The sequence below is a fragment of the Pseudomonas sp. R1-1 genome, assembly GCF_051132135.1.
Taxonomy (GTDB): Bacteria; Pseudomonadota; Gammaproteobacteria; order Pseudomonadales; family Pseudomonadaceae; genus Aquipseudomonas.
In genome coordinates this window covers 5,262,261-5,278,499 of record NZ_CP071663.1, presented here as the reverse complement: position 1 = coordinate 5,278,499, position 16,239 = coordinate 5,262,261, and the positions used below count along the sequence as shown (strand labels likewise).

Sequence of the window (16,239 nt, the reverse complement as noted above, 5' to 3'; positions counted from 1 at the left end):
GGGTTTGTGATGAAGTTAGCCATTGTTACGGCTTGCCCGAACGGCATGGTCACCAGTGTGCTGTGCGCACGTTTGCTCGATGCTGCAGCGCAGCGTCAGGGCTGGAGCACCAGCGTCGAAGTGGTCGATCCGGCGCACCCGGAGCGCGAGTTGTCGGCGGCGACCATCGAAGCGGCGGAGTGGGTTTTGCTGGTCACTACCGGCCCGGTCGACATGAACCGTTTCGTCGGCAAGCGGGTGTTCCAGATCGCCCCAGCGCAGGCGTTGCAGGATGTCGAAGCAGTACTGCGCCGTGGTGCCGAAGAGGCCAAGGTCTACGTCGCCAGCGAAGTCGAACCGGCTGCTGACGCGCCGCGTGCGCCGCGCATTGTGGCAATTACCGCGTGCCCGACTGGCGTTGCCCACACCTTCATGGCGGCCGAAGCGTTGCAGCAGACGGCCAAGCGTCTGGGCTACGAATTGCAGGTCGAAACCCAAGGCTCGGTGGGCGCGAAAACCCCGCTGAGCGCAGCGGCGATTGCCGACGCCGACGTGGTCCTGCTGGCGGCGGATATCGAAGTCGCCACCGAGCGTTTCGCCGGCAAGAAAATCTATCGTTGCGGTACCGGTATCGCCTTGAAGCAGTCCGAAGCCACGCTGAAAAAAGCCCTGGCCGAAGGCATTGTCGAAAGCGCGGCGGGCGAGGGCAACGCCCCGGCCAAGTCAGAGAAAACCGGCGTCTACAAACACCTGCTGACCGGTGTCTCGTACATGCTGCCGATGGTCGTGGCCGGCGGTTTGATGATCGCGTTGTCGTTCGCATTTGGCATCAATGCTTTCGAAGAGCCGGGAACGTTGCCGGCTGCGCTCAAGCAAATCGGTGATGCGGCATTCACCCTGATGGTGCCGTTGCTGGCCGGTTATATCGCCTATTCGATTGCCGATCGGCCAGGCATCGCGCCCGGCATGATCGGCGGTGTTCTGGCGAGCACACTGGGCGCGGGCTTCATTGGCGGCATCATCGCCGGTTTCCTCGCCGGTTACAGCGCCGCCGCGATCAGTCGCTGGCTGCGACTGCCGAAATCGTTTGATGCGTTGAAGCCGATTTTGCTCATCCCGTTGCTGGCGAGTCTGGTTGTCGGCTTGATCATGATCTATGTGGTGGGGCAACCCGTTGCAGGCGTGCTCGCCAGCATGACCACGTTCCTCAAAGACATGGGCACCGCCAACGCCGTACTGTTGGGCGTGGTACTCGGCGCGATGATGTGCGTTGACCTCGGTGGGCCGATCAATAAAGCGGCCTATGCGTTTTCGGTCGGCCTGATGACGTCGTCCAATGCCAGTTATGCACCGATTGCCGCTGTCATGGCTGCTGGCATGGTGCCGCCAATCGGTATGGGCATCGCCACTTTCCTCGCTCGACGCAAATTCGCTCAGACTGAGCGTGAGGCGGGTAAGGCGGCGTTGGTATTGGGCATGTGCTTCATCTCCGAAGGGGCGATTCCGTTTGCTGCGAAAGATCCGCTGCGCGTGATCCCGGCGAGCATTCTCGGTGGCGCGCTGGCCGGCGCCTTGTCGATGTATTTCAGTTGCAAACTGATGTCACCGCATGGCGGTTTGTTCGTGATGGTCATTCCCAACACGATCAACCATGCGTTGCTGTATCTGCTGGCGATTGTGGCGGGGAGTTTGTTGACCGCCGTCGTCTACGCCACAGTCAAACGGCCGGAAGCCGTCGAGTTGGCGCTGGATCCTGCCAAGGCTTAATAACCACCGCAAAACCCCTGTGGGAGCTAGCCCTGCTGGCGATAGCAATTTGTCTGTGCCATCGATGTCGCCTGACACACCGCCATCGCCAGCAGGGCTGGCTCCCACAATAATGTGTGCCAATCCTGTCACTCTGTGATCACCGTAAATCCCCTGTGGGAGCTAGCCCTGCTAGCGATAGCAATCTGTCTGTGACATTGATGTCGCCTGACACACCGCTATCGCCAGCAGCGCTGGCTCCCACAATAATGTGTGCCACTCCTCACATTCTGAGAACACCCTAAATCTACTGTGGCAGGTGTCATTTGCGGGTCATGTGAGCGTGCTTAAGTTTTCCTTTTTTCAGGGAGAACACAATGAGCGATTTCAATCCCGGTCGCCGGCGTGTCGTGCAAGGTATCGGCGCCGGGCTGCTGCTGCCGGGGCTGGCGCCGGCGGTGATTGCCTCGGTCAAGGATCGTCCGCAGCTCACCGATGGCGTGCAATCGGGCGACCTGCTCGGCGACCGTGCGATGATCTGGAGCCGCAGCGATCGCCCGGCACGCATGGTGGTCGAGTGGGACACCCGCAGCCTGTTCGGCAATCCGCGCAAATTCGTCTCGCCACTGGCCGATGCTCGCAGCGACTTCACCGCCCGCGTCGAGCTGACCGGACTGCCCGCCGATCAGGCGATTTTCTATCGCGTGTACTTCGAGGATGCCCAGACCGGCATTGCCAGCGAGCCGTGGTTCGGCCACTTGCGCAGCGTCCCCACGGCTAAACGCGACATCCGTTTTGTCTGGAGCGGCGACACCGTTGGCCAGGGTTTCGGCATCAACCCGGACATCGGCGGTATGCGCATCTACGAAGCCATGCGCCTGCGCCTGCCGGACTTCTTCATCCACAGCGGTGACACGATCTATGCCGACGGCCCGGTGCCGGCGCAACTGACCACCGAGAATGGCCGCATCTGGCGCAACCTCACCACTGAAGCCAAGAGCAAAGTCGCGCAGACCCTCGACGATTATCGCGGCAACTACCGCTACAACCTGATGGACGAAAACATCCGCCGCTTCAACGCCGAAGTGCCGCAGATCTGGCAGTGGGACGATCATGAAGTGGTCAACAACTGGTCGCCGGGCAAACAACTCGATGAGCGCTATCAGGAAAAAAATATTCATACCCTGGTCGGGCGCGCGCGGCAAGCGTGGCTGGAATATGCGCCGATGCGCTTGCAGGCGGCCGATGGCGGCGGGCGGATTTATCGCAAGCTGAGCTATGGGCCGATGCTCGATGTGTTTGTGCTGGATATGCGCAGTTACCGCGAAGCCAACGACGACAACCTCGGCGCGGCGAAACCGTTTCTCGGACGCGAGCAACTGGACTGGCTCAAGCGTGAATTGCAGGCCTCGAAGGCGCAGTGGAAAGTCATCGCTGCCGACATGCCCATCGGGCTCGGCGTGCCGGACGGCGAGGTCAGCCCGGGCGTTGCGCGCTGGGAAGCCGTGGCCAATGGCGACCCTGGCGCGGCGCAGGGACGGGAGCTGGAAATCGCCGAACTGCTCGGCTTCCTGCGCGCACAGCTAGTGCGCAATTTCGTGTTTCTGACGGCGGATGTGCATTACTGTGCCGCGCACCACTATCACCCGGATCGGGCGGCGTTTCAGGATTTCGAACCGTTCTGGGAGTTCGTTGCCGGGCCGTTGAATGCCGGGAGTTTTGGTCCCAATCCGCTGGATAAAACCTTCGGGCCGCAAGTGGTCTTCGAGAAAGCCCCCGCCGCACAGAACACCTCGCCGTTTGCCGGATTTCAGTTTTTTGGTGAGGTGAATATTGAAGGGCAGAGCGGGGAGATGAGTGTGGTGTTGCGCGATCTGGACGGGGTGGCGGTGTTTGAGCAGAAGTTGCAGCCTGTCTGATTCGATTAACACCGCAGCCCCCTGTAGGAGTGAGCCTGCTCGCGATAGCGGTCTGTCAGTCAACATTGGTGTTGAATAGCAATCCGCTATCGCGAGCAGGCTCACTCCTACAGGGATCGGAAGCGTTAGTAAACGTCGCGGCGGTAGCGGCCCTGTTCGATCAGGCGTTCGACTTCGGCGCTGCCGAGGATATCGGTGAGCACCTGATCCACCCCTGAGGCCATCCCTTGAAGGCTGCCGCAAATATAAATGACGGCACCCTCCGCCAGCCATTGCTTCAGCTCTTGCGCCGATTCACGCAAGCGATCCTGCACATAAACCTTCTCGGCCTGATCGCGGGAAAACGCCAGGTCCAGTCGAGCCAGATCGCCATTGATCAGCCACTCTTCCAGCTCGGCGCGGCAGAGGAAATCGTGCTCACGATTACGCTCGCCAAACAGCAGCCACTGGCGTTGCTGGCCGTCGGCAATCCGTGCCTTGAGCAAACTGCGCAAGCCGGCGAGGCCGGTGCCGTTGCCCAGCAGAATCATCGGCACTGGCTCGTTGGGCAAATGGAAGCCGCTGTTGCGGCGCACGCGCAAGCTGATGCTGCCGCCCACGGGGGCGTGTTCGGTCAGCCAGCCGGAACCGATGCCGAGAGTGCCGTCGGCATGCTGTTCCTGGCGCACAATCAGTTCCAGCACGCCGTCGTCGGCGATCGAGGCGATCGAGTATTCGCGCATGGCCAGCGGCACCATCGCATCGACCAATGATTGCGCATGCAGGCCGACCAGATGTGCGCGGTGTTCCGGCAACTGGCGCGAGGCCAGTGCCACTTCCAGCGGCTCGCTGAGGCCGTTGATTTTCACCGTGGTCTCGCCACGAATGCCGAGGCCGTCGAGAAAATGTTCAATCGCCCACGGGCAGTTGCGCGGCAGCACTTCGACCAGATCGCCGGCCAGCCAGCTGCTGGTGTCGGGGGCTTTGAGGCCGAGCAGGTAGACCGGCGCGCCGCTGCTGTCGGGGTTCATCAGTTCACGCCGCAGCAGCGTCCAGTTGGCGTAGCTGGGCGCTTGCCAGGTTTCGCTCGGCGCCTGCCCGGTGAGCTGGCCGAGTTGGGTTTGCCAATGACGCAGGGCGTAGGGATCGCCGCTGTCGACTTCGACGGGGGCGAACAAGGTCTTGCCGCCGTGCTCGCTTAGCCATTGGTGCAGGCGTTTGGCGAAGCCGCAGAAGTGTCCGTACTGGCGGTCGCCGAGGCCCAGCACCGCGTAGTTCAGGCTGTCGAGGGTCGCGGCCTGGCTTAGCACTTTGCGCTCGAAACCGCGCGCGCTGTCCGGGGCTTCGCCGTCGCCGAAGGTGCTGACCACGAACAGCGCATTGCTCGATGCGCGCAGATCCTGCTCGCTGACATTGGCCAGTGGCTGGACGTTGACCGGCAGTCCGGCAGCTTGCAATTGCCCGGCGGTTTGCCAAGCCAGTTGCTCGGCAAAACCGCTCTGGCTGGCGAAACCGACCAGCCACGCCGAGGCATCGCCGGCCGGTTGCTCAAGCCCTTTGCGCGCGTCCTTGATCTGCTTTTTCTTGCGTCGGCGATCGAGGTACAGCAGCCATCCGGTGATAAAGAACAGCGGCATGCATACCGCCGCAACGGTCACGATGATGCGCCCGACGAGGCCGAAGTAGCTGCCGACGTGCAGCGCATAAATGCTTGTCAGCAGTTGCGCCTTGAAGCTTTTGTCGGCATAGCGGTCGACGCGTTTGACCAGGCCGGTGGCCGGGTCGAGGGTGATCTGGTTCAGAGCGCGATCATGCGGCGAGCTGTCGAGCAGGTAGAACACCGTCGCCGGTTGGCCGGCCACCGCTGGCATGCGGATGTTGTAGGCGGACAGGCCCGGGCCGGCGGCGCTGTAGATGCTGCTCCACATCGCTGCGTAGTCGGCGGTCGGCGCCGGGCCTTCCGGGGCCGGGCCACGGCCGCCGCGCACGCGCTCGTTTTGCGGGGCATCGGACAGCAGGCGGGTCAGGCCTTTGTTGTACCACTCGTAGGACCACGACAACCCGGTCAGCGCCAGCAGCAGATACACCAACAAACACCAGGTGCCGGCCACCGAATGCAAATCCCAGTTGAACGCCCGGCCCTTTTTCTTCCAGTCCAGGGTCAGCCACACACGCCAGCTGTTCCACTGCCGCGGCCAGCGCAGATACAAACCGGACAGGCAGAAAAACAGCAGCATCAAGGTGCAGGCGCCGGTGATGTTGCGCCCGGTGTCGCCCATCGCGAGGAAGCGGTGCAGTTGCAGCATCAGGCCGAAGAAATCCTGGCCGACGGCATCGCCCTTGAACTCGGCGGTATACGGGTCGAAGTAGCGCATTTCGCCGCGCCGCTCGCCTTTGGGCGGCGTGAAATACACCCGCGCCGCGTTGCCACTGTCGGTTTCGACCCAGAGCATGGCGACTTTCTTGCCCGACGCGCCTTCGATGCGCTCCACCAGTTCGACCGGCGGCAGTACCCCGGCGACCTGTTTTTCCACTTGCAGGACGGACGGGTTCAGCGCCCGCAGGATTTCGTCCTGAAACGAATATGCCGCCCCGGTGATGCCCATCAAGGCCAGCACCAGCCCCGCGGTGATGCCAAAAAACCAGTGCAACTGGAACAGGGTTTTCTTCAACACGTCACTCGCCGTCCGTTCGAAAGTTGTCATCACGGCGCGCATTATGCCGTGGGTTGTCGTGAAGCGTTTTTCGTAACACGCAAAAGCCCCGAATGAACGGGGCCAGGCCTTGCGGCATATCCTGTGTAGGAGTGAGCCTGCTCGCGATAGCGATCTGTCAGATACGCAGATGCTGACTGATACACCGCAATCGCGAGCAGGCTCACTCCTACAGGTTCCACCGTTATCAGAAGTGGAAATTGGTGCTCAACAGTGCCGTACGGCCCGCCGCCTGGTTGGCGAAGTGGGTCGAGAAGGCTTTGTCGTAATAGGTTTCGTCGGTCAGGTTCTGCACGTTGAGTTGCAGGTCGACGTTCTTGGTCAGCTTGTAGGCGGCCATCGCGTCGTAACGTACATAGGAATCGACCATCGTGGTGTTGGCGACACTGCCGTAGACGTCGTCGACATAGAACGCGCCACCGCCGATCGTCAGCTTTGGCGTGACCTGGTAAGTGGTCCACAGGCTGGCGCTGTTTTTCGGTGTGTTCGGCAAGTCGTTGCCGTCGTTGGCGCGACCCAGCGGGCCGCCGTCGACTTGCTCGCTGTCCATGAACGCGTACCCTGCGAACACCTGCCACTTGTCGGTGAGCTTGCCGCTGGCCGACAGCTCGAAACCTTGTACGCGGGTCTTGCCGGCGTTTTCGTACGAGCTGGTGTCAACCTGCACGCGGGCGTTTTCTTTCTCGGTACGGAAGATGTCAGCGGTCAGCGACAGGCGATCGTTGAGCAGGTCCCACTTGGTGCCGATCTCGTAGTTCTTGGTGGTTTCTGGCTCCATGTCGCTGCTCAGCAGGTTGCCGCTGCGATCCGGCGTGCCGCCCAGCGGATTGCCTTCCTGACCTTCGCCCAAGGTGTTGCCCGGCGGGGTCGCGGAGGTGGCGTAGGACGCGTAAATACTGCCGTTTTCCGCTGGTTTGTAGACCACGCCGAACTGGCCAGTGACGAACTCGCTGGTGTCATCACCCTTGGAGGTGGTGCGACCGGCCGCGTTGTAGGTCTTGTAGTCGGTGTCGAAGTGGTCGTAACGCAGGCCCATGTTGACCAGCCACTGCTCGGACAGCTCCAGGGTGTCGAACACGTACAGTGCGTAAGTATCGGCCTGGGTGTCGGTGCCGGCGTAGTTGCGCGAGATCGCGCCGTTCCACGGATCGTTCGGGTTCGGATTCGACAGCGAGGTGCAGTTGTAACCGCTGGCGGCGCCGATCAGGCCCGGGTTGCAGTTGGTCGTCACGGCGCTGGTGCGCGGCGTGGTATCGGTGTTGACGTTGTACGAGGATTTCTCGCTCTGCTCGCGGGTGTATTCGACCCCGGTGGAGAAGCTGTTCTTGAAACCGGCCACGTAGAACGTCCCGAACAGGTCGGTCTGGTTGGTGGTGGTTTCGGTGTTGCTCACCCGCGTATTCGCTCGGCGCCAGACGCTGCCATTGTTGACGTTGCCCTTGCTGTCGTCCGGCTGAGTGAGGATGTAATCCTGCATGCTGGTGCCGTGGCGCAGGGTGTTCTTGAGCGTCAGCGAATCGTTCAGGTCGTGCTCGATGGCGAAGGTCGCGGTGTCGGTGCGGCCCTTGCGGAAGTCGCGGTCCAGACCGTAGAAGTTGCTGTCATCGCCACCGGCGTACGGCTTGTCCGGGTTGGACTTGGTGCGCGGGTTCGACAGGGTATAAGGGATGCCCGAATCCGGCGTGTCGTTGCTTTCCAGATGGTAGTAATCGAGGTTGACGCGGGTGTCGGTGCCCAGGCCAAACGCCAGCGACGGTGCGATGCCCCAGCGGTCGTAATCGACCTTGTCGCGACCGGCGACGTTGCTCTCGTGGCTCATCAGGTTCAGACGGCCGGCAGCGCTGTCGCTGAACTGATAGTTGCCGTCGAGGGTGTAGCGCTGGGTCTGGTCGGAGCCGTAGGTGAAGCCGCCATCGAACGAGTTGCCAAGATGGGCTTTCTTGCTCACCAGGTTGATGCTGCCGCCCGCCGCGCCACGACCGCCGATGGCGGAGTTCGGGCCCTTGCTGACTTCGATGTTCTCGACGGCGAAGATTTCACGGCTCTGCGAACCGGTGTCGCGCACGCCGTCCAGATAGGTATCGCCCTGCGCATCGAAACCGCGAATGAACGGACGGTCGCCCTGCGGGTTGCCACCTTCACCGGCGCCGAAGGTGATGCCCGGCACGGTGCGCAGCGCGTCCTGCATGTTCAGGGCGCCGGTGTCTTTCAGTACCTGTTGCGGAATGACGGTGACCGAGCGCGGCGTATCGACCAGCGGCGCGGTGTACTTGGGCGAGGAGGCTTTCTCGACCTGATAGGACGTCGAGTCCTGGGCTTCGCCCGTGATGGCGGTGGCGTCCAGGGCGATGGCATTACCGGAGGCTTTGCTCTCGGTCTTTTCGGCGGCGAACACCATCTGGCCTGCGGAGCCGGCGGTGATTGCCACGCCGATTGCAGAGGCGAGCAGACGTGGTGAACTGACCGGTAATTGTGCGTGTTGACGTGCCATTTTTATTCCCCTCCCCAAGGATTTGAGGCGGCGGAATATAGGGTAAACAGGTATTTGTATCAATTGCGAAAAATTACTATTCGCGACAAATTTACATTCTTTACAATTTAACCTTACGGTTTTTGCCAGTTCGTTCGTCTCCCGCGTTTTACACGGGCAATAAGAATCAATACCATTGCCGCCTCTTTGCCATCAGGTGACATCGCCATGCTGCTGCACATTCCCGGACTGTTCGCCAAAGAAGAGGTGCAGCGCATTCGCCAGGCGTTGGAGCAGGCCGACTGGGCCGATGGCAAGATCACCGCAGGCTTTCAATCGGCGAAGGCCAAGCACAATCTGCAACTGCCCGAAGGCCATCCGCTGGCCAAGGAAATCGGCGCGGCAATGCTCGAGCGGCTGTGGAAAAATCCGTTGTTCATGTCCGCCGCGCTGCCGCACAAAGTCTTCCCGCCGTTGATCAACTGCTACACGGCTGGTGGCAGTTTCGACTTCCATATCGATAACGCTGTACGCCAGCCCAAGGGCAGCATCGAGCGCGTGCGCACCGATCTGTCGGCCACGCTGTTCTTCAGCGAGCCGGAAGATTACGACGGCGGCGAACTGGAGATTCAGGACACCTACGGCACCCAGCGAGTGAAGCTGCCCGCCGGCGACATGGTGTTATATCCGGGCACCAGTCTGCACAAGGTCAACGCCGTCACTCGCGGCGCGCGTTATGCCTCGTTTTTCTGGACGCAAAGTCTGGTGCGCGAGGACAGTCAGCGCGCGTTGCTGTTTGAAATGGACGGCGCGATTCAACAGCTCACCAACGACGTGCCCGATCATCCCTCGCTGATCCGCCTGACCGGTACGTATCACAACCTGTTGCGACGCTGGGTCGAGGTATGAGCTTCCAGTTGCGCCGCGAGGAAGTCCTCGATGCGGCCGGGTTGACGGCGATGCTTGAAGAAAGCCCGGCTCGAGCGGCGCAGGCGATTCTGCTGGCTGCGGGTGAAGGCGAAATCGAAGCGCAGGCGTTGCTCGGGCAGATTCTGCTCGATGGCCGTGGCATCGCTCAGGATCAACCGCTGGCGCTGCGCTGGTTCGGCATTGCCGCCGGGCGCGGGCATCTGATGGCGCGCAACATGCTCGGGCGGTGTCATGAGCATGGCTGGGGTTGTGTGGCGGATGCCACGGTGGCAGCACAGCATTATCGAATCGCCGCAGAAGCCGGGCTGGACTGGGCGATGTACAACCTCGCCAATCTGCTCGCGACCGGGCGCGGTGTTGCGGTTGATCATCTGCAGGCGCTGGCACTGTATCGACGCGCGGCTGAACTCGGGCATGGGAAATCGATGAATCTGCTGGGGCGCTATCTGGAGGAAGGGCAGGTGTGCCCGGCGGATTCGGTCGCGGCACGTGACTGGTATCGGCGTTCGGCCGAGGCTGGGGATTTTCGTGGGCAGTTCAGTTTTGCCGCAGTGTTGGCGGCGGAGGGCAGGATTGATCAGGCGCTCGTTTGGCTGGAGAAGGCCATGGTGGGTGGCAATCTGAATTTTTTGCGGGTGGCGAGTCAGACGCTGGCCGATGCGGCAGATCCGAGGGTTCAGGCGATGGCGGCTCGGTACTCGGCTCGGTACGCAGAATTGCAGCGCGGCTGAAACCGCAAAGCCCTCACCCTAGCCCTCTCCTAGGGGGAGAGGGGACCGATTGGGGATGCTTGGGAGGTACGCCGACCTGAGAATGCTATGCCGAATCCATAATCGACGCGGTATTTCCGGTCGGTGAATGACGCCCTACACCGCGGTCGGCTCCCTCTCCCTCGGGAGAGAGCTGGGGTGAGGGGCTATGGTCTCGAATACAAAAAGCCTCACCAGCCGAACACCACAAAAAAGCCCACATCATCGTGGGCTTTTTCACTTGCAGCTAACAGCTCAAAACTTGCCGCTGCCTGTTAAACGTAATACGACTTCAACGGCGGAAACCCGTTGAATTCAACCGCGCTGTAACTGGTGGTATACGCACCGGTCGACAACCAGTACAGACGATCACCAATCGCCAGGTTCAGCGGCAGACCGTACTTGTAGTTCTCATACATGATGTCGGCGCTGTCGCAGGTCGGGCCGGCGATCACGACTTCTTCCATCTCGCCTTTCTTCTCTGTCCAGATCGGGAACTTGATCGCTTCGTCCATGGTTTCGATCAGGCCGGAGAATTTGCCCACATCGGTGTACACCCAACGCTCGACCGCAGTGCGGGATTTGCGTGCAACCAGCACCACTTCGCTGACCAGGATGCCGGCGTTGGCGATCAGCGAACGGCCTGGCTCGAGAATGATTTCCGGCAGGTCATCACCGAAGTCTTCCTTGAGGAAGCGGATGATTTCTTCGGCGTAGGTTTCCAGGCTGTTGGTGCGGGTGATGTAGTTGGCCGGGAAGCCACCGCCCATGTTGATCAGCTTGAGGTGGATGCCGTCTTCTTCTTTCAGGCGCTCGAAGATCACTTTGACCTTGGCGATCGCCGCGTCCCAGACGCTGATGTCGCGCTGCTGCGAACCGACGTGGAACGAGATGCCGTAGGGCACCAGACCGAGGTCACGGGCGAGAATCAGCAGGTCCATGGCCATGTCGGTCTGGCAACCGAACTTGCGCGACAGCGGCCAGTCAGCGGTGGTCGAGCCTTCGGTGAGAATACGTACATAGACTTTCGAGCCCGGCGCAGCCTTGGCGATGTTGCGCAGGTCGGCTTCGGAGTCGGTGGAGAACAGCCGCACGCCCTTCTCGTAGAAGTAGCGGATGTCCTTGGACTTCTTGATGGTGTTGCCGTAGCTGATACGGTCGGCGCTGACGCCGCGGTCCATCACCTTGTCCAGCTCGTAGATCGAAGCGATGTCGAAGCTCGAACCCTTGTCCTTGAGCAGGTCGATGATCTCGACCGCCGGGTTGGCCTTGACCGCGTAGTAGACCTTGGCGAATTCGAAACCGGCGCGCAGGTCATCGTAGGCCTGGGCGATCATCGCGGTGTCGATCACCACGAACGGGGTTTCCTGTTTGTCGGCGAACGCCTTCATTTTGTCAAAAGTGGCGCGCGCGAAATAATCTTCGACCTTGATCGACATGCTGGAGAGCTCCTATCGGCAAACTTCATTAAACAATGGGTGCATGAACGTCCTCCGTATCCCCACTTTGGTTCGCCTACTTCCCAAGGCATTGCCGCCGAAAGCAAAAAGGCCCAGGGATGTGCAGCTATCCCTTGGCCTTGCTGTCTCGTCGTCAGTACTTGAGCCGGATGGATCGTTTCCAGCATGGACGTTCGGCGCGAACTTTAGGGCGTGAGGGGGTTGAGATCAACTAAAAATGTCGCGTTTTTGCACGCTTCTGACGTGCGACGCGTTCATCACTCCTTGTAGCCGACCGAGATGACGGAAAGATGTTCCCGGCGATTTTTCGAGTGTTAAACATACCTGCACGTTCGCGGCTTTTGGCGGCGAAGTCAGTGGTAAGTGTGATAGCCGCAACATCGGCGACGTTGGCGGCGAGAGGCGGGCGTGGGAGGGATTTTGATTGTTTGCAGGGTTATCGCGGACAACCTGGGCGGTTGCCAGGTGTTGAGATTCTTTTGCGCATGACCAAGGGCTGGAAAATTGCACCGAACCTGTGGGAGCCAGCCTGCTGGCGATGACAATTTCATCATCAAAACAGGGTTGACTGATCTGGCCTCATCGCTAGCAGGCTAGCTCCCACAGGTTTTGCGTGTTTACCGGGAGATCAGGCGACTACCGCCTCAGCCGGCGAGACGATATGGGTCTTCATCCCACGCGAACGCCCCGAGCTCAGGTAAGCCGCAATTGACTCCTGCGTCACTTCACCGAGGAACACCCGCTCGGCATCCATCACCGGCAGCCACGAGCGATTGAATTCGTACATGCGCGACAGCAGGATGCGCAAGTGCTCGTCGTACGCCGCGGTGGCGTTGAACTCACGCAGGAACTGCGCGCAGGTGCCGGTCTGGCGATGCAGGTCGCGACGGCGTACGTAGCCCAGCGCCTTGTTTTCGGCGCAAGTCACCACGACGTAGCGACGGTCGTGTTCGTCCATCAATTCCAGCGCATCGGCCACCGGCGTTTCCGGACTCACCGACGGCGCGTTGTCTGCCGCGTCTTCGGCTTTCACCAACAGCAGGCGCTTGAGGGTGCTGTCCTGACCGACGAAGTTGCTGACGAACTCATCCGCCGGGTGCGCGAGCAGGGTGTCCGGATGATCGATCTGCAGCAGTTTGCCGGCGCGGAAGATCGCAATTTTGTCGCCAAGCTTGATCGCTTCGTCGATGTCGTGGCTGACCATGATCACGGTCTTGTTCAGCGCACGCTGCATCTCGAAGAATTCGTTCTGGATCATCTCGCGGTTGATCGGGTCGACCGCACCGAACGGCTCGTCCATCAGCAACAGCGGCGCGTCAGCGGCCAACGCGCGGATCACACCGATACGCTGCTGCTGACCACCGGACAATTCACGCGGGTAGCGATGCAGGTACTGCTTGGGCTCGAGCTTGATCATGCGCATCAGTTCGCGGGCGCGGTCGTGGCATTTCTGTTTGTCCCAGCCGAGCAGCTTCGGCACCACGACAATGTTCTCTTCGATGGTCATGTTGGGAAACAGACCGATCTGCTGAATCACATAGCCGATGTTGCGGCGCAGGGTCACTTCGTCGAGGTCGGTGGTGTCTTCGCCATTGATCAGGATCTTGCCAGAGGTCGGTTTGATCAGGCGATTGATCATTTTCAGCGTGGTGCTTTTGCCGCAACCCGAAGGCCCGAGGAATACGCAGATCTCGCCTTCATTGACGGTCAGGCTTACCGAGTCCACGGCTTTCACGTCTTTGCCGTTGCTTTGGAAAGTCTTGCTGAGGTTTTGAAGTTCGATCATTTCAAGAGTCCTTTTGGAGTCAGCGAGCGTTGCAGCCACTGCAAGAAGAGGTCGGCGAAGATCGCCAGAAGACTGACCAGCAGCGCGCCGACGATGAGCATCGACATGTCACTGCGGCTGATGGAGGCGAGGATCAATACACCAAGGCCGCCGGCGCCGATGGTCGCGGCGATGGTCATCACGCCGATGTTCATTACCACGGCGGTACGCACGCCAGCTAGGATCACTGGCACGGCGATGGGCAGTTCAACCATGCGCAAGCGCTGGCCAAAGGTCATGCCGATGCCGCGCGCGGCTTCACGGATGCCCGGCTCGACGCCGGTGAGGGCGAGGTAGGTGTTGCGCATGATCGGCAGCAGTGAATACAGGAACACTGCGGTGATCGCCGGCAGCGGACCGAGGCCCTGGCCGAACTTCGAATAGAACGGCAGCAACAGGCCGAACAGGGCAATCGACGGCACGGTCAGCAGCACCGTGGCGCTGGCCTGCAACGGGCCGGCGAGCGCTGGAAAGCGCGTCATCAGAATGCCCAGCGGCACACCGATGACAATCGCCAGGGTCACAGCGATGCCGACCAAAGTGATGTGCTGCCAGGTCAGGTGCATCACCTGCTGCCAGTCGAGATGGGAAAAGGCGTTCAGAAATTCCATGACTTCTCCTCTCTTAATTCAGTGGGTGCTGGCGCAGGAAATCGGCGGCAACGGACGATGGGCTTTCATGATTGACGTCGACCCGGGCGTTGAGCTGGCGCATGGTTTCGTCGTCGAACAGTTCGGCCAGCGGCTTGAGTTGTTCGGCCAGTTTCGGATTGGCATCCAGCGTGGCCTGACGCACCACGGGCGCGGCGGTGTAGTCGGGGAAGTAATGCTTGTCGTCGGCCAGCAACTTCAGGCCAAAGGCATTGAGGCGGCCGTCGGTGGTGTAGACCAGGCCGGCAAACACCTGACCATTGCGCAGCGCGGTATAAACCAGGCCCGCGTCCATCTGGCGGATGTTCTTGCGGGTCAGGTTCATGCCGTAGAGCTTGACCATGCCGTCGAGACCGTCGGAGCGGTTGGCGAACTCGGTGTCCAGCGCCACCAGATGGTTGCTCTTGGCTTCGGCGCGCAGCACGTCGTTGAGCTGGCTGATATTGCTGATCTGCGGGTATTTCTCAGCAATTTTTTTCGGCAGGGCGAGGGCGTAGGTGTTGCTGAACTTCGATGGCGTCAGCCAGATCAGGCCTTTCTTCGCGTCGAGTTCCTTGACCCGGGCGTAGGACTGCGCGCTGTCGAGTTTTTCTGTGACATGGTTATAGGCCACCAGCGATACGCCGGTGTACTCCCAGAGCAGGTCCAGTTGTCCGCTTTCGTGGGCGCTGCGGGCGAGGTTGCTGCCCAGACCGCCGGTGATCTGCGCGTCGTAGCCTTTGCTGCGCAGGTATTGCGCGGTGATTTCGGCGAGCAGGGTCTGCTCGGTGAAGACCCGGGCGCCGAGGCGAATCACCGGTTTTTCAGCGGCTTGTGCGATTCCTGCGAACAGCAGGAAGCAGCCCACTATCAATCCCAAAGACGAGCTCAATCGTTTCATAAATATTCCTTGCAAAGCCTTAAGACGGGCGCAAACCGCGTTCCAGCCAGAGACGGCTGGCAAGGGTGACCACGCCATCGAGCAACAACGCCAGCAGCGCGGTGCACGCGGCGCCGAGCAGCAGTTGCGGCTGATTGTTCAGGGCGATGCCGGGGAAGATCAGGCTGCCAAGGCTATTGGCGCCGATCAGAAAGGCCAGCGGCGCGGTACCGACGTTGATCGCCAGCGCCACGCGCACGCCGCCGACAATGATCGGCACGGCGTTGGGCAATTCGACTTTCCACAGCACCTGGCGCGGGGTCATGCCGATGCCGACGGCCGCTTCTTTCAGCGAGCCCTGGACATTTTTCAGGCCTTCGTAGGTGTTGCGCACGATCGGCAACAGGGAGGCGAGGAACAAGGCGAAGATCGCCGGGCCGCTGCCGATGCCGAGGATGCCCAGCGCGATCGCGAGCACGGCCAACGGTGGCACGGTGTTGCCGATATTGAAGATCTGCATGAAGCGTTCGGCGCGGCCGACCATGTTCGGGCGGCTGAGGAAGATACCGGCGGGGATGCCCACGACGAGGGCGGCCAGCATGGAAGCGAGGACGAGAACCAGATGAGCTTGCAGGTAAAACAACAAATCGTCGCGGTAGTGTTCGATCGTGTTGATGCCGATCCAGTGGACCAGCAGGGCCAGGAGCGCGATCACCACCGCACCTCCCATCAGCCCTTTGCCATAGCGGATAGCCACAGGCGGACTCCTTTTTTTGTAGTCGGCGAGCGCTGCTCCGCGTGGCAAGACCATTCCTGGCTGCCGGAGTCAGCGTTCGCGAAAAGTAGCCGTTTTCCAGCACCGGCCAAGCGGCGTGAAAGCGAGCCATGAGCGCAGCCTCGTCAGGCTAACTTGCTGATTTTTCAGCCCCTGACGAAGATTCGTAACAGGGGATGGACGT

At 60.8% G+C, this 16,239-nt stretch carries 11 protein-coding genes; 4 read left to right on the top strand and 7 right to left on the bottom strand.

The features are described from left to right. Nucleotides 1–9 precede the first annotated feature (9 nt). Entirely contained in the window at nucleotides 10–1,746 is a 1,737-nt protein-coding gene (locus tag J3P75_RS23705; RefSeq protein WP_434708389.1) for a PTS fructose-like transporter subunit IIB, read from the top strand. A gap of 356 nt (nucleotides 1,747–2,102) precedes the next feature. Further along, complete coding sequence (locus J3P75_RS23700) at nucleotides 2,103–3,644, top strand: alkaline phosphatase D family protein (protein ID WP_434708388.1); 1,542 nt, start codon at nucleotides 2,103–2,105, stop codon at nucleotides 3,642–3,644. 125 nt (nucleotides 3,645–3,769) lie between these two features. Here the strand turns inward: J3P75_RS23700 and J3P75_RS23695 are convergent, their stop codons facing one another. Further along, a complete protein-coding gene (locus J3P75_RS23695; RefSeq protein WP_434711360.1) occupies nucleotides 3,770–6,298 on the bottom strand; it encodes a PepSY domain-containing protein in 2,529 nt (842 codons plus the stop codon). Between the two features lie 226 nt (nucleotides 6,299–6,524). After that, complete coding sequence (locus J3P75_RS23690; protein ID WP_206415510.1) at nucleotides 6,525–8,828, bottom strand: TonB-dependent receptor; 2,304 nt, start codon at nucleotides 8,826–8,828, stop codon at nucleotides 6,525–6,527. 207 nt (nucleotides 8,829–9,035) lie between these two features. On the opposite strand from J3P75_RS23690, the gene J3P75_RS23685 reads away from it, so the two are divergent. Then, nucleotides 9,036–9,716 carry a Fe2+-dependent dioxygenase gene (locus tag J3P75_RS23685; RefSeq protein ID WP_090281729.1) on the top strand — a complete coding sequence of 227 codons (681 nt, stop codon included), beginning with the start codon at nucleotides 9,036–9,038 and terminating at the stop codon, nucleotides 9,714–9,716. Then, nucleotides 9,713–10,468, top strand: coding sequence for a tetratricopeptide repeat protein (locus J3P75_RS23680; protein WP_434708387.1), 756 nt, complete (start codon nucleotides 9,713–9,715; stop codon nucleotides 10,466–10,468). Before J3P75_RS23685 ends, J3P75_RS23680 begins: the two co-directional genes overlap by 4 nt. A gap of 293 nt (nucleotides 10,469–10,761) precedes the next feature. On the opposite strand, the gene J3P75_RS23675 is transcribed toward J3P75_RS23680, so the two are convergent. The 5 genes from J3P75_RS23675 to J3P75_RS23655 all read right to left on the bottom strand — a co-directional run bounded on the left by J3P75_RS23675 (nucleotide 10,762) and on the right by J3P75_RS23655 (nucleotide 16,010). Beyond that, entirely contained in the window at nucleotides 10,762–11,925 is a 1,164-nt protein-coding gene (locus J3P75_RS23675; protein WP_090281733.1) for a type III PLP-dependent enzyme, read from the bottom strand. A 649-nt stretch (nucleotides 11,926–12,574) separates the two neighbouring features. Then, nucleotides 12,575–13,732 carry an osmoprotectant ABC transporter ATP-binding protein OsmV gene (locus tag J3P75_RS23670; protein WP_434708386.1) on the bottom strand — a complete coding sequence of 386 codons (1,158 nt, stop codon included), beginning with the start codon at nucleotides 13,730–13,732 and terminating at the stop codon, nucleotides 12,575–12,577. After that, nucleotides 13,729–14,382 carry an ABC transporter permease gene (locus tag J3P75_RS23665; RefSeq protein ID WP_090281735.1) on the bottom strand — a complete coding sequence of 218 codons (654 nt, stop codon included), beginning with the start codon at nucleotides 14,380–14,382 and terminating at the stop codon, nucleotides 13,729–13,731. Before J3P75_RS23665 ends, J3P75_RS23670 begins: the two co-directional genes overlap by 4 nt. Nucleotides 14,383–14,395: 13 nt before the next feature. Continuing rightward, nucleotides 14,396–15,301: a glycine betaine ABC transporter substrate-binding protein gene (locus J3P75_RS23660; protein ID WP_434708385.1), complete on the bottom strand. Its 906-nt coding sequence runs from the start codon at nucleotides 15,299–15,301 to the stop codon at nucleotides 14,396–14,398. A gap of 19 nt (nucleotides 15,302–15,320) precedes the next feature. After that, a complete protein-coding gene (locus tag J3P75_RS23655) occupies nucleotides 15,321–16,010 on the bottom strand; it encodes an ABC transporter permease (RefSeq protein ID WP_172833351.1) in 690 nt (229 codons plus the stop codon). Nucleotides 16,011–16,239 lie beyond the last annotated feature (229 nt).

Excerpts from the sequence above, each read along its gene's own strand:
- J3P75_RS23705 (WP_434708389.1), top strand. The coding sequence starts at position 10 with ATGAAGTTAGCCATTGTTACGGCTTGCCCGAACGGCATGGTCACCAGT.
- J3P75_RS23700 (WP_434708388.1), top strand. The coding sequence starts at position 2,103 with ATGAGCGATTTCAATCCCGGTCGCCGGCGTGTCGTGCAAGGTATCGGC.
- J3P75_RS23690 (WP_206415510.1), bottom strand. The coding sequence starts at position 8,828 with ATGGCACGTCAACACGCACAATTACCGGTCAGTTCACCACGTCTGCTC.
- J3P75_RS23685 (WP_090281729.1), top strand. The coding sequence starts at position 9,036 with ATGCTGCTGCACATTCCCGGACTGTTCGCCAAAGAAGAGGTGCAGCGC.
- J3P75_RS23680 (WP_434708387.1), top strand. The coding sequence starts at position 9,713 with ATGAGCTTCCAGTTGCGCCGCGAGGAAGTCCTCGATGCGGCCGGGTTG.
- J3P75_RS23675 (WP_090281733.1), bottom strand. The coding sequence starts at position 11,925 with ATGTCGATCAAGGTCGAAGATTATTTCGCGCGCGCCACTTTTGACAAA.
- J3P75_RS23670 (WP_434708386.1), bottom strand. The coding sequence starts at position 13,732 with ATGATCGAACTTCAAAACCTCAGCAAGACTTTCCAAAGCAACGGCAAA.
- J3P75_RS23665 (WP_090281735.1), bottom strand. The coding sequence starts at position 14,382 with ATGGAATTTCTGAACGCCTTTTCCCATCTCGACTGGCAGCAGGTGATG.
- J3P75_RS23660 (WP_434708385.1), bottom strand. The coding sequence starts at position 15,301 with ATGAAACGATTGAGCTCGTCTTTGGGATTGATAGTGGGCTGCTTCCTG.
- J3P75_RS23655 (WP_172833351.1), bottom strand. The coding sequence starts at position 16,010 with ATGGGAGGTGCGGTGGTGATCGCGCTCCTGGCCCTGCTGGTCCACTGG.